Source organism: Moritella sp. 36 (genome assembly GCF_018219415.1).
Lineage (GTDB): Bacteria > Pseudomonadota > Gammaproteobacteria > Enterobacterales > Moritellaceae > Moritella.
The window spans coordinates 2949373-2974278 of record NZ_CP056120.1 but is presented as its reverse complement, the minus strand read 5'-3'; the positions used below and the strand labels follow the sequence as shown (position 1 = coordinate 2974278).

15 protein-coding genes, 1 pseudogene and 1 riboswitch are annotated in these 24906 nt (G+C 39.6%); of the genes and pseudogenes, 11 read left to right on the top strand and 5 right to left on the bottom strand.

Annotated features, from left to right (window positions below; genetic code table 11):
* Together HWV03_RS13095 and HWV03_RS13090 are read right to left on the bottom strand one after the other, a co-directional pair.
* A complete protein-coding gene (locus tag HWV03_RS13095) occupies positions 1 to 3990 on the bottom strand; it encodes a DUF637 domain-containing protein (protein ID WP_211676311.1) in 3990 nt (1329 codons plus the stop codon).
* 66 nt (positions 3991 to 4056) lie between these two features.
* Positions 4057 to 6402, bottom strand: a complete 2346-nt coding sequence (locus HWV03_RS13090) for a two-partner secretion domain-containing protein (RefSeq protein ID WP_211676309.1) — start codon at positions 6400 to 6402, stop codon at positions 4057 to 4059.
* Positions 6403 to 7100: 698 nt separating this feature from the next.
* On the opposite strand from HWV03_RS13090, the gene HWV03_RS13085 reads away from it, so the two are divergent.
* Together HWV03_RS13085 and HWV03_RS13080 are read left to right on the top strand one after the other, a co-directional pair.
* Positions 7101 to 7433, top strand: a complete 333-nt coding sequence (locus HWV03_RS13085) for a hypothetical protein (RefSeq protein WP_211676308.1) — start codon at positions 7101 to 7103, stop codon at positions 7431 to 7433.
* Between the two features lie 179 nt (positions 7434 to 7612).
* On the top strand, positions 7613 to 7855 hold the full coding sequence (locus tag HWV03_RS13080; protein ID WP_211676307.1) for a hypothetical protein: 243 nt from the start codon (positions 7613 to 7615) through the stop codon (positions 7853 to 7855).
* Positions 7856 to 8111: 256 nt separating this feature from the next.
* Here the strand turns inward: HWV03_RS13080 and HWV03_RS13075 are convergent.
* Both HWV03_RS13075 and HWV03_RS13070 read right to left on the bottom strand, forming a co-directional pair.
* A pseudogene (locus HWV03_RS13075) lies at positions 8112 to 8600 on the bottom strand (transposase); the annotation flags it as partial.
* Between the two features lie 108 nt (positions 8601 to 8708).
* Positions 8709 to 9290: a type II secretion system protein gene (locus tag HWV03_RS13070; protein ID WP_211676305.1), complete on the bottom strand. Its 582-nt coding sequence runs from the start codon at positions 9288 to 9290 to the stop codon at positions 8709 to 8711.
* Between the two features lie 460 nt (positions 9291 to 9750).
* A riboswitch (TPP riboswitch) is annotated at positions 9751 to 9851 on the top strand.
* A 74-nt stretch (positions 9852 to 9925) separates the two neighbouring features.
* Here HWV03_RS13070 and thiD point away from each other — a divergent pair.
* Genes thiD through thiE form a run of 7 tightly spaced genes read left to right on the top strand, consistent with a single transcriptional unit; the run spans position 9926 to position 15509 of the window.
* Entirely contained in the window at positions 9926 to 10777 is an 852-nt protein-coding gene (gene thiD / locus HWV03_RS13065; protein WP_211676302.1) for a bifunctional hydroxymethylpyrimidine kinase/phosphomethylpyrimidine kinase, read from the top strand.
* The gene (locus HWV03_RS13060) at positions 10767 to 11561 is read left to right on the top strand and encodes an ABC transporter ATP-binding protein (RefSeq protein ID WP_211676301.1); all 795 of its coding nucleotides are present in this window, start codon (positions 10767 to 10769) and stop codon (positions 11559 to 11561) included. Before thiD ends, HWV03_RS13060 begins: the two co-directional genes overlap by 11 nt.
* On the top strand, positions 11554 to 12381 hold the full coding sequence (locus HWV03_RS13055) for an ABC transporter permease (RefSeq protein WP_211676299.1): 828 nt from the start codon (positions 11554 to 11556) through the stop codon (positions 12379 to 12381). The genes HWV03_RS13060 and HWV03_RS13055 overlap by 8 nt, the downstream gene beginning before the upstream one ends.
* A gap of 20 nt (positions 12382 to 12401) precedes the next feature.
* Positions 12402 to 13349, top strand: a complete 948-nt coding sequence (locus tag HWV03_RS13050) for an ABC transporter substrate-binding protein (protein WP_211676298.1) — start codon at positions 12402 to 12404, stop codon at positions 13347 to 13349.
* Between the two features lie 52 nt (positions 13350 to 13401).
* Positions 13402 to 14079, top strand: a complete 678-nt coding sequence (gene tenA, locus HWV03_RS13045) for a thiaminase II (RefSeq protein ID WP_211676297.1) — start codon at positions 13402 to 13404, stop codon at positions 14077 to 14079.
* On the top strand, positions 14076 to 14879 hold the full coding sequence (gene thiM / locus HWV03_RS13040; protein WP_211676295.1) for a hydroxyethylthiazole kinase: 804 nt from the start codon (positions 14076 to 14078) through the stop codon (positions 14877 to 14879). The genes tenA and thiM overlap by 4 nt, the downstream gene beginning before the upstream one ends.
* Positions 14880 to 14885: 6 nt before the next feature.
* Entirely contained in the window at positions 14886 to 15509 is a 624-nt protein-coding gene (gene thiE / locus HWV03_RS13035; protein ID WP_211676294.1) for a thiamine phosphate synthase, read from the top strand.
* Between the two features lie 115 nt (positions 15510 to 15624).
* On the opposite strand, the gene HWV03_RS13030 is transcribed toward thiE, so the two are convergent.
* Positions 15625 to 16344 (bottom strand): hypothetical protein, encoded by a 720-nt coding sequence (locus tag HWV03_RS13030; RefSeq protein ID WP_211676293.1) that lies wholly within the window; start codon positions 16342 to 16344, stop codon positions 15625 to 15627.
* A gap of 629 nt (positions 16345 to 16973) precedes the next feature.
* On the opposite strand from HWV03_RS13030, the gene HWV03_RS13025 reads away from it, so the two are divergent.
* Together HWV03_RS13025 and HWV03_RS13020 are read left to right on the top strand one after the other, a co-directional pair.
* Entirely contained in the window at positions 16974 to 17342 is a 369-nt protein-coding gene (locus tag HWV03_RS13025) for a hypothetical protein (protein ID WP_211676291.1), read from the top strand.
* A 55-nt stretch (positions 17343 to 17397) separates the two neighbouring features.
* Positions 17398 to 24900, top strand: a complete 7503-nt coding sequence (locus HWV03_RS13020; protein WP_211676290.1) for a polymorphic toxin-type HINT domain-containing protein — start codon at positions 17398 to 17400, stop codon at positions 24898 to 24900.
* Positions 24901 to 24906 lie beyond the last annotated feature (6 nt).

Genomic DNA, 24906 nt, shown 5'->3' with positions numbered 1-24906 from the left:
CTAGTGTTCATAATCAATCACTTCAATATATTTTAATGCGCCATCGATAGAATCAAGTTTCTGCTTAACAACTTTATATTTAAAGTTCTCTTGGTAATCTTCTAGATAATCAAGCGTCTTTTTAAATTCGGCCATTTCCTCTGGGTTTTTAGCGCTCTTACTTGCCTTTTCGTACCATAAATTCATGTCCTTAATGATTGACTCAGTGTATTCTTTAGAGCCTTGTTGTACACGTTCACCTTCATACATTTTACTACCTAATTTGCTATTACCACCTTTAGCTTCTAAAAAGGTTATCGTGATATCGGGTTCAATACCAGATTTATAAATCTGATCGAACTGGTTGTTTGTTTTATTTAAACCAGGATACTTACTATACAATTTAGTTGCATCATCACCGACCAGTTTCCGGCTCATTCCCTCTGTCGACATTTCCCCTAAATCTGCCGAGTATTGTTTCTTTTTGTTATCATAAAACTTCATCAAATTGTAATCATTAATCTCTTTGGCTTTTTCATAGCCCTGATGTGCTTCAACACGCAATTCTGCCACATCTTGATAATTTAAATTTACTGGATGTCCGTCAAGATCTGAGGTCTTACGATTTAAATTCTCATATTCCTTAGGGTCTAGATTTTCAAATCTAACTGGAGTTTTCGGAGTGCCAACGATTGATGGTTTACCAGTTGTATCATTATTCCTCCAACGACCATCTTCACCAATGTTTTTGTTTTTAAGCTGTTCTGCATACTGTGACTCACTCAATGTTGACCCAGGGTAGCGAGCTCTATAAGCTGCATGACTTAATTCATCTCTAGTTGCAGGCGGCTTTGAAGATGTACTAATCTCACAATGAGAATTTCCCTTCATACAAGCACTTGCGTTACCTATATCCGCTGCAAGGTTATGCTGCCCTCTGCCGGTGAGCAACTTCTGTGTTGCCTCTACAAGTTCATCAGTGCTCAATCTATCCAAAATACTTTTGAGCTTTTCTCCTGCTTTAAGTGCTTTAGCAATCTGACCAAAGGCGACTTCAGCTCCAGCCTCTAGTAGCACGCCTTGTAATTCGTTTCTTATCTGGTCATCGGTTCCATTTTTTATAAGGTCAACAATCTTTTCAACTGCTTGCTTCACTTCATAAGCAGTGTATGCCATTAATGCGATTCTAACTGCCATAAACATTATTGGAATAAATAACGCATTATTCTCAGCCGCATTTCCGCCAGTTTGAATACCAACGTCAACATCCCCTTCCAGCACAAGGACTGAAATTCCTGCCGCCAGTTTAGATATATCAATGCCTTGTTGTCTTAATTCTAAGAACCGCTGATTTTGTTTTTTAGCGTATTCTTGAACACTTTCTCCTGTATCATTTACTAACTCTTCTTTCATGATGGCTTCGATTTTTTCAGCCGTCTCTGTCTCAATTTGATCTATGTCATCTCTGTAGGTGGAACCTATATATTCACCGACAACGCCCCCAGCGGCTCCAGACCAACACCCTTCACTCACACCTCTCGAATTGGTACCATTAACTGCAGTTGTCATCGAGCCAAGCGTGCAACCTAAAGCAGCATGCGCAATATATTTAGTTGCATCACCAATCTTATTGTCTTTAGCCGCCTCCCCGATTTTATTAGCAACCTTTTCACCCAATGTATTTACAGCTGACATTGCAACACTGTTGAGAAAGCTCTCACCAAAATCATCAAAGCTCTCACCATTAATTAATAATGGCACTGAAGTATTAATTGCTGCGTGTGTCACCGCTTGAGCACTTTGCGCCCAAATAGATGGTTCATCGATATTGATATAACCATCGAATAGCGCTGTATCAAGACCTGAAATAACACCTGCGGTAACCATTGACGTTGCAAGTTTTTTTACCGTATCACTAGACTCAAGCTCTTTTAACGTTGCGCTTAGATCAAAACCATTTCCGAGTAAAGAGGTCGTAACCTGATTTGTTAACCCCGTAACACCAGCTTGTACCGCAGCAACCATTGCACCATTGAGAGCACCTCCTGCAGTCCCAACAATCGCAGCTCCAGCACCATAAGTGACGATACTCACAACCACTGCAATAATAGCCATTGCAGCGGGAGACAGTCCACTATCATCATAATTCCACTCATTCATGATGAGCTCGACGTTTTCCCAAACAGCAGGGTCTATTTCCCCACTTTGGCTTCTGTCCCTTATGTCCTTCATCCAAGCTAGTTCTGGTGAATGAGCCAGTTCTTCAATCGTTTTATCTAAATCATCGGCATGGCCAGCATACTCAATACGGACGCCATTAAAAGCATCAAGCATTAAGCCGCCACCAGTTACAAATTCATTGTAGTAGGCTTTTTCTCGGTAATAACCATGACCTTGGTGACGATATGATAAAGACCCTTCATAGGATTCTTTATAATCTGCTGATTCTGCATGTCTTGATATTAGGAGTTGAATATCGCCATGTTCAGCTATTAATTTTGCTGCGCCTAGAGTATCAACTGCAACAGCTTTAAGAACAATATTTCCTTGCTCCGTTTTCAATACCATGCTGTTGCCAGCTTTTAGCAAAGAGCGTACGATTGTAGCTCGCTTAATATCGCTCGACTCACTCACATCGGTACCAAAAGTACCACTCGAAGATGCTTCGAATGAGCTGCTACTTGAAGTCACATTTTCTGCAGGAATAATTGTAATCCCCATTCCTGCAAGTAGTTCTAAAATACCCTCACTTTCGATAATGGCCGCTTGCGATATAATGTTACCGTTTGTCACAATGGAGAGTAAATCGACAGCAGAAAGGTGAGTTTGCAAATTAACGAGTGATGATTCATTATCAGTCCAGCCATTACCAGACTCATGACGTTCATTTTTAGCTTCCTGAGTCAGCAATAAAACATCACCGCCAGCTTGAATACGCATAGTACCTTGCGTATCAAATTGACCACCATGGCTTATTACGTCACCACTAGTTTGGATATTTAAATCACCTAAGCTACTTATCGTGCCTAATGTATCAAATGATTCTGAATATCCATGACCATAGTCAAACCGTGTTACTAAAGTATCGTTGGTTAATTTATTCGCGATAAGAGTAACGTTTTGACCACTAATTGAACCTGATAAATTATTTAAATTGCGACCAGCTGAAATAGTTAAATCACCGCCTGAACCTACACTACCACCCGAAATTGAATTGAAATCCTCAAGTGTTTTGATCAATAAATCTCGGCGAGCTTCAATACGAGCACCATTCACCGTAAAGCTCTTTGTATTTATTTCTGCAGTATCAAAGCTAAATGTAGAATTGGTTATTTTATTACTATTAATTGTTGCTTGTGTTAGATAAATAAAAGGAACATAAACTGATTTCCCTGTACTTAAAGTACGTTTTTCTGGCCAGATTATGTCTTTATTTATACTTTTTATTTGCTCAAGAGTAAGGTTTTGCCCAAATTTGAACTGCTTTTCATCAAGTACGTGAATAGCATTCTGATAAAGATCTTTTGTGAGTTCATTGAAATTGTTATAACCATTACCTGAAATCCAAGCTTTGTTTAATAGTTGAGATAATTGCTGTTTAATGAGTCCTCTTTCAACATAGGGCGTGCCAATATAAAGTGGTTTTTTTGGTGCCACTGGCACAAAGATCGTAATGTCACTAACATTAATAGGGACAAGTTTTACGTCTTCAAATGCATTGCTATTATGCGCCGAGACTTGATCATAAAAATAGCCAAACCCATCAAAAATAGAAGCTGCTTTTGATTCAAACGTTGCTTTATATAAATGCTCGCGCACATCTTGCATAAATTCATAACGTACCGAACTATAAAGATATTCTTCAACATCCTCTACCTGCTGTGCAATTTTTACTGCTGCATAAACAGGGGCTGTTATGTTGAGACATAATACTACTGTCAATATATGTGCAGTAATTCTATACCACATGCTATCTCGCAGGTGGGTGATTGGATTGCTTATCCGTTGCATTGTTCCACTCCAATTTCTGGTGATCATGTTCAATTTTTATTAAAAAGAGATAATTTAATTGCCAAGTTAGCTGTTGGGGCCAAAGGTTATGTCATCATAATTTTGACTTTGAGTCCCAAATCCGGCTTCAACTTTGCCATCTACAAAGAAAATAAAAGGGAATTTCAACATAGTTTCCTGTTTAACCAATTCAGTTGAAGATGTTGTCCAACGTCTTGTTTTTCGTTTCAAACAGACTATTGCACGACGAGAACAGTAACGTTTAGAGTGATGAGTTATCGTGGTAAGGGTTGCGAAACGGTCAAGTTTGTACCCGACCATATTAATGTGTCCTGATTTTCCCTGTACATTTCCAATTACTTCAATTGCACTGCTTTCATTTTCTAAGCGTTTAGCGTTTAACATTAGGTTACCATTTATGCGTGTTCGAGCGAGAGGGGATAATATTTGTACATATGGGGTTGTTACTTCCGCATTCACTCGTTCAAAACGAGTCTTGGATAACTTATCACCATCTGGTTTAAAGTAATTATAAATAGAGAAACCTGGGCACATTATAGGCAACATATTGCATGGACGATAATTATCCCAATAATTCTTACATTGTTGGGGACTCGTAGCTTTTCCCTCTGTTCGAGCATATTTATAGTGAGCACTTTTAGGATTATCACAATGATCTATTCTCACATTTTTCATTCCGGTGTGTGTACTCGTTCGAACATGATAACGCTCTTGCTTCATCAGCGGTGCATCAACAGTAAGCGAACCGGCTAATACTTCGATAATGCCCGAAGAGTTAAAAATTTCTTCTTTAGCCTTAATTGTCATTGACGTTTCAGCAGAAATAATGACTTGGTTATTCTTAACGGTATCCAACTCAGCAGGTTTATTCCCATAAGAGGCTCTCGTAACAACATAAGGATTAAGATTGCTGAATTTACTGGCTTGAATAACAATTTCGCTTCCCAAAATAGTGGCTGCGAGAGTATCAATGCGTTCTCGAACCATCCCATTTGGATCATCAGGTAGGTTGGGCGCGGTACCAATGATAAGATCGCCGAAAGTCTGACCGTTGCGATTACCTGGGATAAGGCGGTAAGGCTTAAGTGAACCATTATTAACTTTTCCTTTGGCATTTAGGGCAATTTTTTCGCCTATAATCATGCCACCAAACCTGTTATCAATATCAGTTTGTACAGCAAGGTAGACTTCATCAGTCCCCCATAACGCATTCTCATTATTAATACGACCTGCCGCTATATACAAATCTTTAGACTGGAGAACACCATAATTTGAAAATAAACCTACCGCTGCGATATTCAACGATCCAGTCTCAATACTCTTTTGGTTAAAACCTAGCGGTTGGATTATTGAAATAGTATTGGTACTTTCGAGGTTAACCTTGTTACCAGACTTTAATTGGTCAGTAATGATTATAGGGCCAAATGCCTTAAGTGTAATTGAATCTAAAGGTAATACAGTTGTTGTTTTATAGGTACTCGCTAGGGTTAAATCTGCGATTGTACTTAGTGGGGCATTGATAGTTAATTTTGCATGTAATGCTGTAGATTCTAAATTTAAATCACCAGCATAAATTGGGGCCGATACATTAATAGTGCTGTCAACATTGGATGTCGAGTCTGTTTGAACTGCTATCGCACCGGAAGACAAGTCAAAAATATTATGACCAGAAATTAGCTGTAACTCTCCTACAGCAACACTCAATGGTCCATTGTTATCAACTTTAATTTTACCTTGTGCTGTTTTCCGTCCAAATAGTTGGGTATTAATTTCCGCATTTACATTAATTTTATTGGCAATAAGATCAATTACACTAGCTCCATTTGTCATTAGGCCTGATACATCATTACCAGAATCAATATTAATGGTTCCTTGGGTTACATTGAATGAAGTTAATCGATCATTATTAAAAACAGGGGTCCCTGTCGTGAGTACTAGCCGAGAAATATTATTAAAATCACAAGATAAGCAGGTAATATCTGTATCACTAACAATAATGAGTTCAGCGCCTTTGCCAATAATGTTTAATTGACCTAATTCAATGCTAGTGTTTTTTACGTATAATACAATCACTGTAGGTGCTTGGATCGTGTTTTTAAGTAAAGGATTTAAAGCTGGATTATTAATTATATTAATAGGGTTGCCATCTTGCTTAAACTTTTTAAATACGTTGTATGAGATACCATTCTTATCTGCAGGAACAATGTCTAATGTATCAAAATCATTACCGGTTCTGAAAACTGGCGTTTTATTTGATTCAAACAATTCGACTTTATTAGCCCATGTAGGTGTAATGAATAAAAGAGAAATACAATACAATATTCCGTATATTATATTTGCTATAACTTTTTTTTGTACCGTACACTTATTTTCATAAACTATGCTTTTCATTTCATTTTATCTCTTTCTGCATTTAAATTGTAAATAAATCAGGCTCTGCTGTTGTCGGTGAATACCACAGGCAGACATTAATCCCAACCAGCAACAGGGTAAAACAGCTAATAAAAATGGATATGTTCGTTTTGATTAATACACGTTCTAGAACCGCCTAAGGGTAATGTTAGATTTCAACAAAGCGTAAGAATAAAGTGATTCAAGTTTATTATCTAGTTGTTTTAAAAGAGAAGTGGCCGAATCCACCGGCGGTGAGAAGTGTAAAGTATCGTAAAGAATAGCGGTTTCGTTGATTTATATGGGGTGATGATTGCTGCGTGGTTTAAGTTAAAATATATCGCCATGAATCCCTAAAGGGGTGGTTTAATATCGCGAATTAACTAAGCGCATAGACATAAGCCGCAGATATTATTATTGCCGCCAGTTAACATTGAAAATTTAGATTTTATCTTGTTTTCACAAAATGTTGATGATTTAAAGGTAATAAATTTCAATGTTCCTTAGCCTTCAAGAAAGGCTGATGTTTATTACTTATTCAAAACAAAAATGCAAAAAATCGCCAGTACGCGGCAGGTTAGTTAACACATTCAACGACCTAATATTTATCAAGGATATAACGCTAGTTATTTTCTAGGTATTATACGGAATCCCATAAAATAAACGTTAGCATTACAATATTTACTAAGGAGTTACATATGAAACAATTTATACTTTTAGGCGTTGCTTTAACTTTCTCTAATTTAACGTTTGCAGGTTACGATGCGAATTTTTCGGGCAAGATAACTAACGTTCTTACTTATACTGGTAGTACACAAATTTTAATTAGAGTTGAAGGTCAACCCACTTCTCACCCTACATGTTCAACTTTAGATTATTTGTCAATTGCGTCTGATATTTCCGCTGAATCAAGAAGCTTAGTTATGTCTAGGATTTTAACTGCGTATTCGACTGGTGAGAAAGTTAATATTGGTTATGATAAAACAAGTGGCTGTGTAGGTAGTCGTATACGGGTTCACCGTGTAGGATAATGCTAGCTAGGCAATAAAGTAAGCCTAAATACAGCGGGCTATTCGCTTCGCTCCATTTTAGCCCACTATTTTTAGCCTGTTATTTAGGCGTTATATTTTACGGAGTATATTTTATCAAAATTTACAAAACGTTATTATTCACCATTTTTTTTATTGTATCTACATTTGCATCAGCTGAGATGCTAGATAAGCATAATGCAAAAATTACGGTTGCTTATATAAATAGTGGTGGGCAATATTTAATTCAAGTTGAAGGGATATCAGGTTGGATTGCATTAGGGAAGGCTGGAGATCCTACTGCCGATGCGCTTTATTCTACAGCACTAACGGCCAAAGTTTCTAATCAATCAAATGTATGGATTCGTTATCGGACAAATGATAATGGTGGATACCCTCAAATTGGTATCATTTCGCTTCAGTAAAATAACATATAAGAATAGGTGTCGCGAAACCGACACCTTATTCGAGTGTTGAGAAAGTCCAAGTCCTTCTTTTATATATTAAATCACGTGTTTAATCTTAGTGGGTACTTCGTCTTTGGGGTAAATCCAAGACGAGCGAAATTGAGATAAATAATAGACCTGTTATTTATCAATTAACTAGCCAGTGTTCACCATAAATTTAATATCTCTAACCTGTGTTATTAATGCCATTATTCCTATTATGTTCACCTTTCGGCTAGGTCGTTCGTGTGATACCAACGCACTTCATTTCATGCTGGCAGCAAGGGCAAATTCTGATGGCTTTCGCAGTGAACGTTGCGACTAGTTTAGGCATACTCCAATTTAACTGATGCAGTAATATGACTTGAATACGCACGCGTAACCGCTTGGCGTTACCGTGCAAAAAACCATAATCCCGCACTCGCTGTAACCCTTTCGGCAACACATGCTGCAAGATAAGCCAGAGGAATTGCAATGTCGGTAAGGTTCTGGTTTTCATTGCTTGAGTTTGTCCGTCTTTATAGTTGAATGTCACCGTATTATGGCTCGTGTCGATGATGTCTTTATCAGGTAATACGCCCCGATATAAATAGCGTGGCAGATATTGTAAGGCGGGAAGACCGTAACCGACTTTTCGGCAGTCAACGACCCATTTAGTCGGTAATGTTTTAGTGTTTGGCAGTGATAAATCAGCGTGCTGATTGATTGCATCAATCATTCTAGCATCCGTGTCTAATAATGGTTCACTACGTGAAATCTAGCGAACCAACACCCAGCAAAAATAATTCTAGGTGCCTTCGTTGACCATCATCAAACATCCCAACAATTTATTCTATTCGCATGAGACAGTTCCAATCTTAAAGCTTCTATCTTCTCTTGCTCCTGAATACCAAATGAAACAACTTTCTGCTTTTAACGTGTTGAGCTCTGGATTTGTAGATATATTTACATTATCTCTAAAAGAAAACGTAGCTACAATATTAGTGCCAGATACACCCTCTGAAACCCAATCATTAGAATGATACCCAGAAAAGACGATATCCTGTCCTTGTCCAATTCTGTGCATAAGTGAGGATATTGTTGTTGACGAGGCGGAAGGTGTTCCATAAATAAAATAGCAATCATGACCGCAGATATTTTTAAATGGATTATCCGCAGGTTCATCTCCGTAATATCCGCCACCAGTGATAGGATCATTTCTATTCGGGTTTCTTTTCTCTAACCCTGCTAAAGCTAATTTTGCATAAACAACTGTTGCCTGAGATTCAATTTGAGCACGGACTTCGGCTAAAGAACCATTCCGTGCATCTGTACGAAAATCTAAGAATTTTGCGATTGCAACGGATGATAAAATAGCAAGTAATATGATACACATGACTAGCTCGATTAAAGTGAAACCACTTTGTTTTTTCATCTTTATAACTTAAACATTGATTTTAGACAGGTGTATGATATCAGTTTAAGCTATTTATCAAAATACCCTTACAACAGCAGTGTAGTGGTATAGCGAATTTAGCTACAAAATCTAATGTGTATTATCTCGGTTAGCACAATAACTCTAAGCCAGTTCTGTCCAACTATGGTTTAGATCAACAGCGTTAAGCCTGTGATCACCAAGGGACTTTGTCGTACCATAACTACCAAGCGACTCTGTCGTTTTTATAATTACCAAGGGAAATTGACGATTCAAATCATTATATCCTGCCAGTTGGTTGTATATTGTGGAGTGTCGGCAACGAGAACATTAAATCGCCTTGGTTGAGTACCTCACCAGAAAATAATGCAGTCATGCTCAATGACTAAGCAAACTAACTACATTAAAGGTAATTAGCATTGTTAAGTTGCTCTTTTAATAAAACTTGTTATTATGTGCGCATATATAGTCGGGGGGCCTTTTAGGCTGAGATTGCACTTTGCAAGACCCGTTGAACCTGATTCAGTTAATACTGGCGTAGGGAACTAGTAAGTCTTGCTTTGTATTATTTGATCCGTCACGTGTCATAAAATTTTAGCTCGATAAAGTTCCTATACGTTAGCCTTAGGAACTTTATGTCAAACATTACCGCAATAAATAAAAACCAAGTTGCATTTACACCTATCGTACTCACGATCGCGGGCTCCGATAGTGGTGGCGGCGCTGGTATTCAAGCCGACATTAAAGCGATGTCTGCAACGGGCAGTTATGCCTGCTCAGTGATCACCGCAATTACTGCTCAAAATACCCTCGGCGTGTCAGCCATTTTCCCAATACCCCTTGAACATGTCGAAAAACAACTTGATGCTGTTTTTACTGATCTGAATATCGTTGCAGTTAAAGTCGGTATGCTGGCCGATGATGACATCATCAAAATAGTCGCGGCCAAAATAAAACAGTATCAACCTGCATTTTTAGTTGTCGATCCCGTCATGGTCGCGACCAGTGGCGACTTATTGATACAAGAATCTGCGATCAGCACGCTCAAAGCGGAATTACTGCCGCTTGCCGATATCATTACGCCAAACTTACCTGAAGGTGCTGCGCTTATTGGTAGTGAAATACCGAGCAGCGAAGCAGACATGATCAACATGATCACTGGCCTTCGACAACTGGGTGCAAAAGCAGTACTACTCAAAGGTGGTCACTTAGAACAAGATGAAAACAGTAACGATCTGCTCATTTTCCCCGCAGGTGTCCACCACTTAACAGCAAAACGTATCAACACGCGTAATACTCATGGTACTGGTTGCACGTTATCTTCGGCTATCGCATCCTATCTGGCACAAGGTAATGATCTGTTGCGGGCTGTGCAACTGGGTAAACAGTATATCTCACAGGCCATTGCGCATGCCGATGAATTAGAGATAGGTAAAGGCCATGGACCGGTAAATCATTTCTTCAGTGGTCACGCTAATGTCTGCTAATACATTGGCGATATCTGCCAACAAAAATGCTGTCAGTATCGATATATCAGGTGGCTACCTGCGTTATCACGACAGTACTGAAGTGACTGTAGCTGGACTTGATATGCATATTCCCGCAGGGCAGTGGACATGTATTTTGGGGCGAAGTGGTTGTGGTAAAAGCTCTTTACTGCGCTACCTTGCTAACTTGCTTGACAATAAAGTGGATTGGGCCGGTGAACTCTCCACGCAACCTCAATGTGACATCAAGGATAATATTGCTTATATGGCGCAGCAAGATCTGTTGATGCCTTGGTTGTCGGTGTTAGATAACGTTATGTTAAGCACTCAATTTGGCGGTGCGGATTATCAAACAAAGAAAACACACATTCAGTTTGATAAAGCGCACTCGTTATTACAAAAAGTGGGGCTGGCGGATAAATCAAATTACTTGCCGCAGCAACTATCCGGAGGTATGCGTCAGCGCGTGGCGCTGGCGAGAACGCTCATGCAAGACAAACCCATCGTATTAATGGATGAACCATTCTCTGCGTTAGATGCAGTAACACGCTATCGCCTGCAAAACCTTGCTTACCAATTGCTGCAAGATAAAACGGTGGTATTTATCACCCACGATCCACAAGAAGCTATTCGCTTAGCAAACCGACTTTATATTATGCAAGGAAAGCCTGCTTATGCAGAATCGTTGCTCGTTCCCGCCTCTGTGACGCCTCGTGATTTTGATGCGGAGTGTGCTGAACTTCAGCGCACCATTATGGCTCGCTTGGATCAAGATTATGAGTGATTTAAATCAGGTAGACGCAATCCAAGTTAATACACTCCAAGCAGATATAATACCATGCAAGGTGAAAAGTAAACCACGTGTAGTTAACCCACTGGTTCGCATGGTGATTAGCGCTGCGGTGATTATTGGCTTGTGGCAAGCTGTCGTGATTATCTTTGAGATGCCCTCATTCATTTTACCCAGCCCTGTGGATGTATTCGAAAGATTGCTTCAAAGACACACTGTCTTACTTAAACACGGTTGGGTCACCGCGCAAGAGATCGTACTTGGCTTACTGTTCGGTTTAACTATGGGGTTGTTATTCGCACTACAAATGCTGCTGTTCAATCCAGTTAAACGTTGGTTATTGCCTATTTTGATTGCCAGCCAAGCCATTCCCGTGTTCGCTATCGCACCAATATTGATGTTGTGGTTAGGTTACGGTATCTCATCCAAAATCGTGATGGCGGCGTTGATCATCTTTTTTCCTGTTACCACCTGTTGTTACGACGGTTTACGAAATACTCCCGTTGGTTATCTTGATCTGGCAAAAACAATGGGCGCGACCAAGTGGCAAATGTTGCGTCATATTCAATTTCCAGCGGCTTTACCAACGCTTGCTTCGGGGATCCGTGTGGCGGTCGTTATTGCGCCAATTGGTGCAGTTGCCGGAGAGTGGGTCGGGTCAAGTGAAGGCTTGGGCTATCTTATGTTGCAGGCAAATGCACGCATGATGATAGATGAAATGTTTGCCGCGTTATTTATATTGTCAGCCTTGTCTATCACGCTTTATTTTGTGGCAGATAAATTGTTAAAAAAACTGATCCCTTGGGAAGTTTGATCGGAATTTAAGGACGTTTAATGAAAAAGAATATTATTTTTAGTGCTTTGGCACTTACTGCGACTCTGTTACCTGTCTTTGCTCATGCAGAAACGAAAAAATTGACCCTGATGCTGGATTGGTTCGTGAATCCGAACCATGGCCCTGTCGTTATTGCGAAAGAGCGTGGTTATTTTAAAGCTCAAGGTCTTAATGTTGACATTCAAGAGCCTGCTGATCCAAGTATGCCACCAAAACTGGTTGCAGCGAAGAAGGTCGATTTAGCGATCTCTTATCAGCCTAATTTGACGATTGATGTCGCTGCTGGTTTACCATTGATCCGTTCGGGAACCTTGATTGCGACACCTTTAAATACCTTGATGGTATTAGACAATAAAAAGATCAATGATTTGTCTGATTTTAAGGGTAAAACAATTGGTATAGCGTTTTCCGGTAATGAAGAAGCAACGATAGGGACTATGCTGAAAACAGGTGGCGTTAGCTATGACGATGTTAAAATTATTAATGTAGGGTGGGCGCTTTCTTCTTCACTGGCATCTGGTCGGGTCGATGCAATCTGGGGGGGATTTCGTAACTTTGAAGGGAATCAACTGGCCCTTGAAGGTTTTAAAGCAAAGGCATTTTTCCCTGAAGAACACGGTGTACCAGCCTATGACGAGCTGATCTTTGTTGCGAATGCAAATACCTATGACAAAGCAGCGATTACTGGATTTAATAAGGCCATAGAGCAAGCGACGACTTATATTGTTAATCATCCGCAGCAAGCGTGGAAAGAGTTTGCGGCGTACGCACCAGACACATTAAATAATGAGCTTAATAAACGCGCTTGGAACGATACTTTGACACGTTTTGCTATGCGTCCTTCAGCGATCGATCTGAAGCGTTATGATGATTATGCTCAATTCATGTATTCGCAAAATATCATCAAGTCTTTACCGAAAGCAAAAGATTATGTACCTGCGCTGTAATCGGTTGTAATTCTTTTTTTTAATCAATAAAAATAAATTAATGAGTTGTTATATGAATCATCAAGATTTAATCAATGCCTGTCGTCAAGATTGGGATGCATACACCAAACATACTTTTGTTCAACAATTGGCAAAAGGCACGTTAGCACAACCATGTTACTTGCATTACCTAAAGCAAGATTTTTTGTTTCTAAAACAGTATGCGCGCGCTTATGCGTTGGCTATTTACAAAGCGAACACGCTAGCTGATATGCGTCAAGCACTGCCTAGTGTGAATGGATTACTGAGTTCAGAGATTAGCCACCACGTGAGCTATTGTAGTAATTGGGGTATGACTGAGTCTGACTTGGAAGCGGAAGACGAAGATTTTGGTACTGTCGCCTATACACGCTATGTACTGGATGCCGGTATGAAAGGGGATATTGTTGATTTATACGTAGCGTTAGCGCCTTGTTCTTTTGGTTATGCAGAAATAGGGCGCAACCTTATTGCAGATGAAAATACCAAGCTGGAAGGCAATCAATTTAAAGACTGGATCACACTCTATAGTGGTGATGAATTTCAGCAAGGGGCCCTTCGAGGTATGGAACACATCGATGTGTTATTAGCTGAAATTGATTTGCACAGCCAGCGTGGGCGAGACTTGATCACAGTATTTAGAACCGCGACACGAATGGAAATTGCTTTTTGGCAGCAAGGATTAGACATCATCTCTGAGGGCAAAGCATGAATCAACCATTAGGTTTAAATATCAATACGATTGTGACCGCGTTAAATGCACTGCGTGAGCAAAAACCACTGGTGGTGAATGTTACTAACTATGTGGTGATGAATAATACCGCAAATGTATTGCTTGCGATTGGTGCGTCGCCAATCATGGCGCATTCCCGTGAAGAAATGGCTGAAATGATGTCTTTTGCTGGTGCGCTCGTTATCAATATTGGCACTTTAGATAGCCAGTGGACACCGCGTATGGTGTTTGCGGTTGAGCAGGCAAATATAAATAACAAGGTGGTGGTACTTGATCCTGTCGGATGCGGTGCTAGTGCATTGCGAACCGAAACATCACGTCAAATAGCGCAAGCCGCGAATAAGTTAATCATTCGTGGTAATGCGTCTGAAATCATCGCGCTGGCTGGCGAAAAAGGCCAGAACAAAGGCGTTGATGCGCTGGATAGCAGCGATACGGCGATTGGTGCTGCGCGTTATTTGGTTAACACTTATCAGTGCAGTGTTGTTATTTCTGGTGCGATTGATTTTGTGATCACACCAGAGGGGCAAGTTCAGTTGCAAAATGGCCATGCAATGATGCCGTATGTCACTGGTATGGGTTGTTCATTGAGCGCGCTTACCGGTGCCTTTGCCGCGGTAGGCGAAGAAACTGGATTAGCGGCTACCGCGATCTTCGGTGTGGTCGGTGAAATTGCCGCAGAACAATCAAAAGGTCCTGGCAGCTTACAACTTAATTTATTGGATGCCTTGTATCAATTGGATGAAGATACACTGATTCAACGCTTGAAATTATCGTGAGACAACATGAATCCATACCGTTTATATTTAGTTACTGATGATAAACAAGATCTTGCTACATTGACTTATGTGGTTAATGAAGCCGTTGCTGGTGGCGTTAGCATGGTACAAATACGAGAAAAGCAGGGGGATGTGCGCCGTTTTATCGAAAGAGCGCAGGCTGTGAAGGCTATCTTGCAAGGGACAGGCGTGCCATTGATCATTAACGATAGAGTCGATGTTGCGTTGGCTATTGATGCTGATGGCGTACACCTTGGCCAATCGGATATGCCAGCAGCAACAGCGCGTCGATTGATTGGTAAAACTAAATTACTTGGTCTGTCGATTGAAAATGAACAACAACTTATTGAAGCAGAGTCATTGCCTGTGGACTACTTAGGCTTGAGTGCAATTTTTGCTACGCCAACAAAAACCAATATTAAGAAAGAATGGGGCATTGAAGGACTGGCTAAGGCAGTTGCTCAAAGCTCTTTCCCTATTGTGGCGATAGGAGGTATTAATGCTGCCAATCTTGATGCTGTTATCGCCACAAATGTGGATGGTGTTGCGTTAGTATCTGCGATTTGTCATGCAACATCCCCCAAAAATGCCGCAAGAGATCTTTGCTCATTGATGACAAGGGATTCATAACGTAAGTTGTCTGTGCGGTTATAAGCGGTAGTCGCGCAACTGTTTCTTGCGACGACTATCATGCGAGTACCCGTTATCTAAGTTATTTACTTAAGTTAGCTATCGTTGCTATGTTCTATAGGCTAGATGTAATCACACTTTTAATTATATCTTTTAACTGATCATCTTGCGTCAATTCACCATGTGAAGGGATGAGTGTCGTGGGATTATCTTGCTCCAATTGATTTAAAGACCATGTTTTAAAAGCTTGCTTATTATTAATAATTAACCATTTAACAACCTGACTCATCTTCAACCCTGGTGCCGCGCCTAATATTTTTTGTAAAGTACGGGCAACAGGCTGATTAGAGAGTCGTTCATAATTTAAGAAGCTGTCACAAGTGATCCAAGTACTCGTATCATCTGAGGTTTGTTTTTTTAACCAAACATCACCAGCGCGGTGTCCAGGTGGAAATAAAAGTTGGTAACATTCTGGTAACGGTGGTTGTTTTTGTTGTAAAGCAACAATATCCTGATTTTCTGAGAATGCTTTTTTCGCAATGAGTTTAGCTTTCGCTAATTCACTGGCGTATAGCGTATGATTATGAAAGGCGGCTTGCCACGCAGATACGCCCATAAAATGCCAAGCATTAGGCATGATAATATGTATTTTTGTATCAGGTTTACGCCACTCTTCCGGCCAATTCTCTAGCAGAGATGCTCCTGGGCTGACTAGAATAAATTCATTATCATTAACTTGAATAGCCACAGAATTAGAAACAAAGTTAGGCACTATATATTGCCCAACTAAGAGTTCTGGGTGTGAAGCAACTGGCAACCAGGTGTTTTTTTTCATATCACAAGTATCAAATTAATTAAAGTTAGCTCTATTGTAGGCTGACTTTTATTTTGTAATCAACAACTAAAATTAAATAAGTTGTTACTGATACGTTTAAAAATACAACAATAATTGGTCATCAACTGAGGTGTATTAAAAGGGGGGGTGAAACGGATAACCCAGTTGAAGTTACTGTTGTAGTAGGGTGTGGTGGCTATATACGGTAGCGAAACATTCATTTTTACCACTCAACTTTAAATCGTTGGGTTATCAAATATACACCAATGCTTAGGGTGGAAACCCTGGGCTGGTGCAGAATCAACATTAGCAGGTGTTGAACTTCGTTCTATTATCCACAATCAAGGTGTCCAGATCGATTAGACCAGAATAAAGTTCATTTTATTTTAAATTAGATGTTTATTCTGATTGGTCTTACGTTGTTGGATTTAGCTTAGAGTCTTAATAGATTAAGTAGTTTTATCTTTTTTAAATTTATAATTTACAAAACTTTACACTGAAGCTGGTTTTTAAAAATCCTTATCTATTTGTTTTTCATTATAAAACAACTAGATATTGAACTCTATTCTGTTTATCCTTGGTATATATGAAAGCTGCAATTAATTTAAAAATCAATCTAGGTTAAATTAATGAAAACAAAAATACCTGTTTATATTATTTGTTTTTCTGCGGTCATTGCAGGAATAAATATTTGGTTATGGTCTGATTTTGAGAGTAGTGATTCTCCATTATTAGCAACTGAAGAACCTGTATTAGCAATTGAAAAGGCTAAATCAGACGTGGTCCTGAGTGATGACGCTGAATATCCAGCGCCTGTAAAACTGTTACAAAAAGCGGTAACGAAAGCACTACAGGATGATGGAGTACCTGATATTGATAATTGGAATAATACCGATGCTATCTCTTTGCAAGAAGATTCTGAAAGTGATGAATCGGATAAGTTGAATGAACTAAAAAGTCGATTAGCACGTTTAAAATCGATAACAGATAAAAGCTAAAACCTAGCAAAGCTAAACGAAACATCATTTTTACCTATAGTACACGGACGTTGTTATGAATCACAAACTACCTTTACTTGCCCCTCATTTACGCTTTTCAACAATTTGTTGTGCTTTAGTGTTTCTGGTTTTGTTCTCATCTTGTTTTTCCGCTAATGCCTTTACCGAACAAGGTAACGGCGGCGCTATGCTTAGTGGTGACTTCGATGTATCGGGTGGTCAGGCTACATACTCATTGCCAATTTCAGTACCAGTAGGTCGAGCGGGTTTACAACCATCCCTTAGCTTCAAATATCAAAGTGATTCGCCTAACGGTACTATGGGGATGGGCTGGAATGTAGCTGGATTATCTTCTGTTTATCGCTGCGGAAAAAACCTAGCAATTGATGGTGTTTGGGGTGGCGTCAGTTTTAATAGTGATGATAGATTTTGTTTAGATGGCGAACGTTTGATTACTGTATCAGGAAATCCCGGCGGCAATGGAACAGAGTACCGGTTAGAGAAAAATGGTTACAGTAAAATTATATCGTATGGTTCACAGGGTAGTGGTCCATCTTATTTTAAGGTATGGCAGAAAGACGGTAGCGTCTATGAGTACGGAAATACGGGCAATGCTAAGGTTGAATTGCCTGGGCAATCCCATGTCTATAAGTGGACGATAAATAAAATGACAGACATAACTAAACGCAATCATATTGTGTTTAATTATGTCGAAAATACTGATGGGCACTATATCAAGCGCATTAGCTATGTTGGTGGTGAAGTTGAATTTAACTATCAAGGCCGTGACGATAAAACTTCTCGTTATTTAGGTGGTAGCCTGCTAAAGCGTTCTTTACGTTTAAGTGAAGTCAGAATTAAAGATTCAACGGCGGCAGAGGTAGGGAAATATGCGCTGAATTATGGAAAATCTACTGGAACACAACGCAGCATATTGAATCAAATTCAGTATTGTTCAGCAGGGAAATGTTCCTCTCCAATTAGGTTCAACTGGCAGTCTAGGTCAAAAGTCATATTGAATTCACCTAAGAGTAATGCTTTTGCTGCATCACAATTTTTTGATGCTAATCGAGATGGTCAAAGCTCACCTTATCTAATGAGTTATAAAGGTAGAAGTCTTGCTCTTCAAGGATCAATTAATCAACCCTCACTTTATAGTTGCTACTCAGATCAGGGCCAAGCAAATAGCTATATGCCAAACGCTGATGGTATTTTGAAAGCCTATTGCAGTAAGACTGATTATGGTCAACATGATTATGCTGCTGATTATATAGGTAATAGCAAACCCTTGTTACAACGCGATGAGCTATTTGCGGCGGATATTAATGGTGATGGGAAAGATGATAAATATAGAATAGAATTTGGAGAACTTCATTATTTGATCTCGGGTAATGGCAACACTTTTGATAAGTTTAGCGGTGAAAAGTTTGGTGGATTTCAGAGTCATCGCTCTCGTTCTAGTCAGTTTAACCGCTTCGTTGATATAAATAACGACGGTTATTTAGATGCGGTATTTGATGTCATTCATAAAAAATGTAGAGGGTTTGGAGGGGATAAACAAGTATACTGCGACTCAGAGTATCAGTTTGAAATCTCATTATTTAATGGAATTAGTTTTACTCCAGCATATCCATTCCTTAATTTAATCGATGAAAGTTATCCAATTAATTTTGCTGATATAAATAATGATGGTTACCCAGAAGCTATTCGAGGTACGGCTGTATACAAAAATCAGTTTGGTAAATTGGAACCAATCCAAGTGATGAGTATTATTGAGTATGCATCGTTGTTATTTCAAGATGTAAATGGTGATGGCTGGTCTGATATACTTACTACTGATTATATACAAACATCACAAGCCTTTGCTCAAGATAAAATCTACAAAATTGAAGAATATGGTGTGGTTTATGATGTGGATTATAAGCCTGCTGTTGATACCAGTGTGCACAAACAAGTCCCTTATTATAAATACCCAATCGTTAACAGTACCCCTCGTAAATACCTTGTTGCAAACGTACACAAATCACCAAGAGGCTATAAGCGCACTCGTTATAATTATAAGTATGAAGGCGCTCGATCACATTTACGAGGTTATGGGTTCTTAGGCTTTTCTAGAATTACTGAAACTGAGAGTGCGGATGTCGTTACGGTCACCACTACCAATTTTTATTCAGTCGATTATCCATTTAGCCCTACCGCAGACCAACTTACTAAAGATCTTGACCCTAGATTTAGCAAAACAGGGATATGGGATCATCGGAAAGTAGGCAAACCAGTACTTAAAACAGTGTTCAGAAATGACAAAAAAATTAGTGAAACGAAATTTACGTATGCCACAAATGAGTGGCAAGGTGTTCAGGCTAAATACCATCAGGTTTATGCTAATAAAATTGAAAATACCCTCTACAGTTTAAGTCCAAACCCTAAAGTTGAAAAACAAGATGCAACAAGTATCACGCAAGATAGATTCGGTAACATCACCAATGAAGTGAAAATACTGTCTGTTGGAGGAGGCAAGGATACTGTTAAACAATTTAAATTAGAAAATAAAACACAATACTTATCGACTGATTTTAATTCTGGTTATACTCAGCATAACTATAATGTGGGTATACAAAAACAACAGCCCGATCTAAATAAATTGCTATCTAAATATACAGCCGGAATGAAACGCTATTGCTCAACATCTGGAGGTATTTATTTCAAGCCAAATGATGGGATAGTGTTGATTCATGGTGACATTATTACACCTATCGTATTACGCCATGATGATTATTATCGTTATGATGTAGCTAATGTGGGTACTGGAACCTTGGCCCACCAAAGACACTATAGTGGTAAACTCGTTGCTGTATCTGGTGCCGAGTTTAAACAACAAGCACTTAGTCTTTGCGGTAATTATCAGGTATCAGCAGGTGGTGGGTCTTCTTCTAATATTATTCAAACGGATGCTTCAACTCAATCAAATAGAGCTGCTACAGCCAAGCGCAATGACGAATTCTGGAGGCTGAGTGCCCCAATAAAAGTTGTGCAACGAACAACTGACTTGCAGCACAGTAATTTAACGCGTGAAGTGACAGATTCGTTTGGTTATTTCTCTAATGGCTTACTTGCACAGAATATTACGACAGGTAACGGATATGGGAAAATATGGAGTAATAAACATTTAAAATATGCATATAGATATGATGATTACGGCAATATTACCCACGAAACGGTCTCAGGCAGTGATTTATATGAAAGACAAAATATTACTAAGTATGATGGTCAAGGTTTATTCCCTGCTAAGTTACAGAATCATTATTCTTCGCATACGACAGGAGTTAGTTACGACACTAAAAGTGGCCTGCTAAGTAAGTCTGTTAGTCCTAATAAAGGGCGTACAACACGATGGACATATGATAATTTTCAACGAATTAAATCAGAAATACGTCCAGGTACAAATAATGTTACTACCTATGCTTATCAACTTAACAATTGTAAGTCTCCACACCCTCAGTTAAGTCGCTGTAGTATTACTAACGCGACAGAAGGTGGCTCGGTTATTACCCAGTACGATTATGCTGGTCGTGAAGTACGTGAATTACACCAAGACTTTAATGGTAAGTGGGTGTTTCGTGATACCCGCTGGGATCGAAATGGTCGTAAGTTATCTATTACGCGTCCAGCTTACATCTCTCAAATAGGTAAGCGTGTTGCGACTGTCTATTTTGTTTATGACGAACGTGATCGTGAAATAGAAAAACGTGAACCTGCTGCAAACGGTGGAACGGCAGTCTTTAGTACTGGTTATGATGGGTTAGTCACCACTATTACTGATGCCCGTGGTTTCAAAGACACGACTTTACAGAATGTGCTGGGTCATATTCTGGTCAAAACGGAAGCGTTGGGTGCTAGCCAAACTGCTAGTCAAACTTATACTTATTATCCAGATGGTAAATTAAAAACGACGACCGATGCGAAAGGTAATACCACGGTCATTGATTATGACAACCTTGGTTATCGTTCTCACCTTGACGATCCTGATATGGGTAAGTGGCGTTATAACTACAATGCGCTTGGTGAATTAATCTTTAAGGAAGATGCAAACAAAGTACAAACGAGCATTAAATATGATCGACTAGGGCGAAAAATCGCTCAAAATGATGGTGGTAGCCTGTCTGAGTGGAAGTATGACGCTGGAGCTGTCGGAACATTGTCTTCTCATCAGACTAAGGATAATAAAACCAGTTATTACTACAATGCTGCTGGCTTAGTTGAAAACATTACCATGAACGTCGCAGGTGAAAATTTCACTACGCGTTATTATTATGACCAGTTCGAGCGTGTTACACGTGAATTGCGTCCAAACGGGAAAACAGCGGCGAATAAAGCAGAGTTCTTTTCTTTAGAGTACGTTTATAATGAATTTGGCTATCAATCTGCGGTTCGTAGTCCGAAATCTTTTGCGGATGACGCATTTAAAAGTGCTGAATTTCGCTCAAAAATTAGTGGGTTAATTGATCAGGCCTTAGCACAAGCTGAGAAGTATCTTGAAAAAGCGACTTATTATAAAAACCAAAAAGAAAAAATCCTTGCTGATTATAAATCTGAAGCCAGAAATGTGCACTATTTCGATGCTGCTGCTCAAGCGTTATTAGCAGAGGGTAATATCTATCAGCAATGGTGTGCAGATAATAGCGTGTGCTACTTACGTCCTGCGGTTTGGGTATTAATTCATGGTGACGTGACTATACCTTTACTAGTGGGGAGCACTGACAGTGAACTGATCTATCGTATTAATAGTACGCTGGACAATAAACTTCCCGGTATTCGCGCATACAGGTCAAAGATTTATAAAGTCAGCGAAAGTGAATTTAATGCTCAGCCACTAAAAAAGAAGCTTGACTTGTATCTGACTGATACATTAAGCGGTGATAAAACCTTAGTTAGTGCTACTTATTATGGCGCTAACCCAAAATTAGATACTTCACCATTTAATATTAGTCGTTTCCCTAGGTATGTTAGGTCTGTTCTTGGTTATGAGTATTATGCCAAGCTAGCTGCGGAATTACTTACCTTAGTCGAGCAGGTTGTTGCACTAAGCGATCTTAACTGTGACAGCGCTAATCAACTTGCTGGTAATAATCTTGATGTTAGTAAGCGTAATGAATGTATTAATCACAATCAAACCAGTCAGGTTGATCATTTAAATACCCTTTTAAAGGGTTCTGAAGCGGCTAATTCATTAAAAGATGAAGATTATATTTATTATTGGCAACGCCGTGATACTGATGCATTTGGTCATACGTTATCAGAAACCTTAGGTAATGGTTTAGCTAATACGTATGTTCACAATGTAAATACAGGGCGTCTCGATACCATTGCAACTCATGTCGCAGGGGATATATTTAACGCGCGCCATAAAGGGCAAAGTGAAGTTGGCCGTAATCTACGCTTGCTTCATTACACTTATGACAATCATAACAATGTCATCATGCGTGAAGACCAAGAGCTCGGTATTACCGATATCTTTAGGTACGATGCATTAGACAGACTTGATGATAATCGGGTTATTTTAGATAGCCCTAATCGCCACGGTAAGAATAATGCCGATTTTAATACCGTGTTCGATTTTAATTATGACAAGTTAGGTAACATTGTTTATAAGACGGGTATTGGTGCTTATAAATACGAACAAGTGCGTAATGCTGGCCCGCATGCTGTTACGCAAGCGAATGGTTTGTATTATAGCTATGACAAGGTGGGTAATTTACTTCAGGCTCAAGCAGCTGGTGCGCCCGTCGAGCGTGAACTTGAGTGGACGGCATTTAACAAACCAAGCAAGATCACCCGCCGTGGTAAGAGTGTTGAGTTTTTCTATGATGCCAACCATCAGCGTTATAAGAAAATCAGCAGTGATGGCAGTGAAACGATTTACTTTGGTAAGCAGTACGAGCGGGTTACTGATAGTGAAACGGGTGATGTGCAACACAAGCAGTTTATTTATGCTGGCGGTAAGTTAATTGCGTTAAACACGCAAGCGAAGGACAGTGCTCATAAGCTGGCAAATAAGCAAGTTCGTTACTTGCATTACGATGCGCTGGATTCGGTGGATATGATCACCGATGGTTACGGTAATGTTGTCGAGCACCGCAGCTTTGATCCTTGGGGTAAGATGCGCAGTGTTATCTGGGAAGATGACAGCGTCACTAATATTGCACAGCAGTTAATTACCAACCGTGGTTTCACGGGTCACGAGCACATTGAAGAAGTAGGCTTGATCCACATGAATGGCCGAGTGTACGACCAAGAACTCGGGCGTTTTTTAAGTGCAGATCCCGTGATTCAAGCCCCGTTCGTGACAAACAGCTTTAACCGTTATTCCTATGTGATGAATAACCCGCTGAAGTATACAGATCCGACAGGGTTTAGTGGGTATGAAGGGGGAGCATGTACAGCTGATAATTCAGGTTCAAGTTCTAACCAATCGAGCAATAGTGGTTCTAATGGATGTGGTCCTGGTCGTCCTGGTGGTCATAGCGGAAAAGGTGATGGTTCTAAAACTACCTCTAGTGCTAACGGAGATGAGGCAGATTCTGAGAATAAAGATATTTCTGTGGACAAGAATATGGGGACTACGATCGTTCATGGGAACAATGTTGACTATTCTAATGATCCTGATAATCCTTATCATCATTACTCTGATTCATCAATAGATAATACCCAAGCAGTCCTTGATGTTGCAGGCCAGATCCCTGGTTTGGGTATATTTGCAGATTTAGTTAACGCTGCACTATATGCCTATCAAGGCGATATGGTGAATGCGTCGATTTCTCTTTTTTCCATGATCCCGATTGTTGGTAATGCAGCTAGCGCAGGGCGTATAGGGAGACGAACATATCATAAGTTGAAAAAGGCTGGTGTGATTTGTTCTTTTGTTGCTGGAACGATCGTAGCTACATCTGCTGGCGCTATTAGTATTAATGAATTAAAAGTTGGCGATACCGTTTTAGCGAGTAATGATAGTCAATTAGGGGCGATTGCTAGTCGCGCTGTTAAAGGTGTTTTTGTTGAGAACCATGATTTTGTGGTTAACCTTGATATTAAAGGTGTTAATGGCAGTGAAACTATTGTGTCAACATCTGAGCACCCTTTCTGGGTTAAGGGCAAGGGCTGGGTTCCTGTTGAATCACTGAGTACAGATGATGTTCTTTCTGATTTAGATGGTAATGATGTTGTATTAAATAACATAACGATAGTACCAGGCCCTCAAACTGCTTATAATTTAGAAGTTGATATCGCACATACTTATGCGGTCGGACAGAATCAGGTTTGGGTGCATAATACATGTAAACTCCGTAATAGTCCTGAGAAAGAAGCATTAGTAAAAATGGCCAAAGAGGATGCGAGAAAAGGTATAACAAAAGAGGATCTGAAAGCTTATAAAGAATTAAATAGCGAATTGCCAGATCCTTTTTCAAAAAATGAGGTCAGAGGTCCTGAAAGGCATCTTGATAGACCGAATAAAGAGTGGCATGCTCATGTGGGGCCTGTGAATCATATCCCGATTAAATAAATATTG

Bases quoted from the DNA above. Each gene is read 5' to 3' on its own strand.
- HWV03_RS13030 (WP_211676293.1), bottom strand. From the start codon at position 16,344: ATGAAAAAAAACACCTGGTTGCCAGTTGCTTCACACCCAGAACTCTTA.
- thiM (WP_211676295.1), top strand. From the start codon at position 14,076: ATGAATCAACCATTAGGTTTAAATATCAATACGATTGTGACCGCGTTA.
- HWV03_RS13080 (WP_211676307.1), top strand. From the start codon at position 7,613: ATGCTAGATAAGCATAATGCAAAAATTACGGTTGCTTATATAAATAGT.
- HWV03_RS13085 (WP_211676308.1), top strand. From the start codon at position 7,101: ATGAAACAATTTATACTTTTAGGCGTTGCTTTAACTTTCTCTAATTTA.
- tenA (WP_211676297.1), top strand. From the start codon at position 13,402: ATGAATCATCAAGATTTAATCAATGCCTGTCGTCAAGATTGGGATGCA.
- thiE (WP_211676294.1), top strand. From the start codon at position 14,886: ATGAATCCATACCGTTTATATTTAGTTACTGATGATAAACAAGATCTT.
- HWV03_RS13055 (WP_211676299.1), top strand. From the start codon at position 11,554: ATGAGTGATTTAAATCAGGTAGACGCAATCCAAGTTAATACACTCCAA.
- HWV03_RS13020 (WP_211676290.1), top strand. From the start codon at position 17,398: ATGAATCACAAACTACCTTTACTTGCCCCTCATTTACGCTTTTCAACA.
- HWV03_RS13050 (WP_211676298.1), top strand. From the start codon at position 12,402: ATGAAAAAGAATATTATTTTTAGTGCTTTGGCACTTACTGCGACTCTG.
- HWV03_RS13070 (WP_211676305.1), bottom strand. From the start codon at position 9,290: ATGAAAAAACAAAGTGGTTTCACTTTAATCGAGCTAGTCATGTGTATC.
- HWV03_RS13095 (WP_211676311.1), bottom strand. From the start codon at position 3,990: ATGCAACGGATAAGCAATCCAATCACCCACCTGCGAGATAGCATGTGG.
- HWV03_RS13090 (WP_211676309.1), bottom strand. From the start codon at position 6,402: ATGAAAAGCATAGTTTATGAAAATAAGTGTACGGTACAAAAAAAAGTT.
- HWV03_RS13025 (WP_211676291.1), top strand. From the start codon at position 16,974: ATGAAAACAAAAATACCTGTTTATATTATTTGTTTTTCTGCGGTCATT.
- HWV03_RS13060 (WP_211676301.1), top strand. From the start codon at position 10,767: ATGTCTGCTAATACATTGGCGATATCTGCCAACAAAAATGCTGTCAGT.
- thiD (WP_211676302.1), top strand. From the start codon at position 9,926: ATGTCAAACATTACCGCAATAAATAAAAACCAAGTTGCATTTACACCT.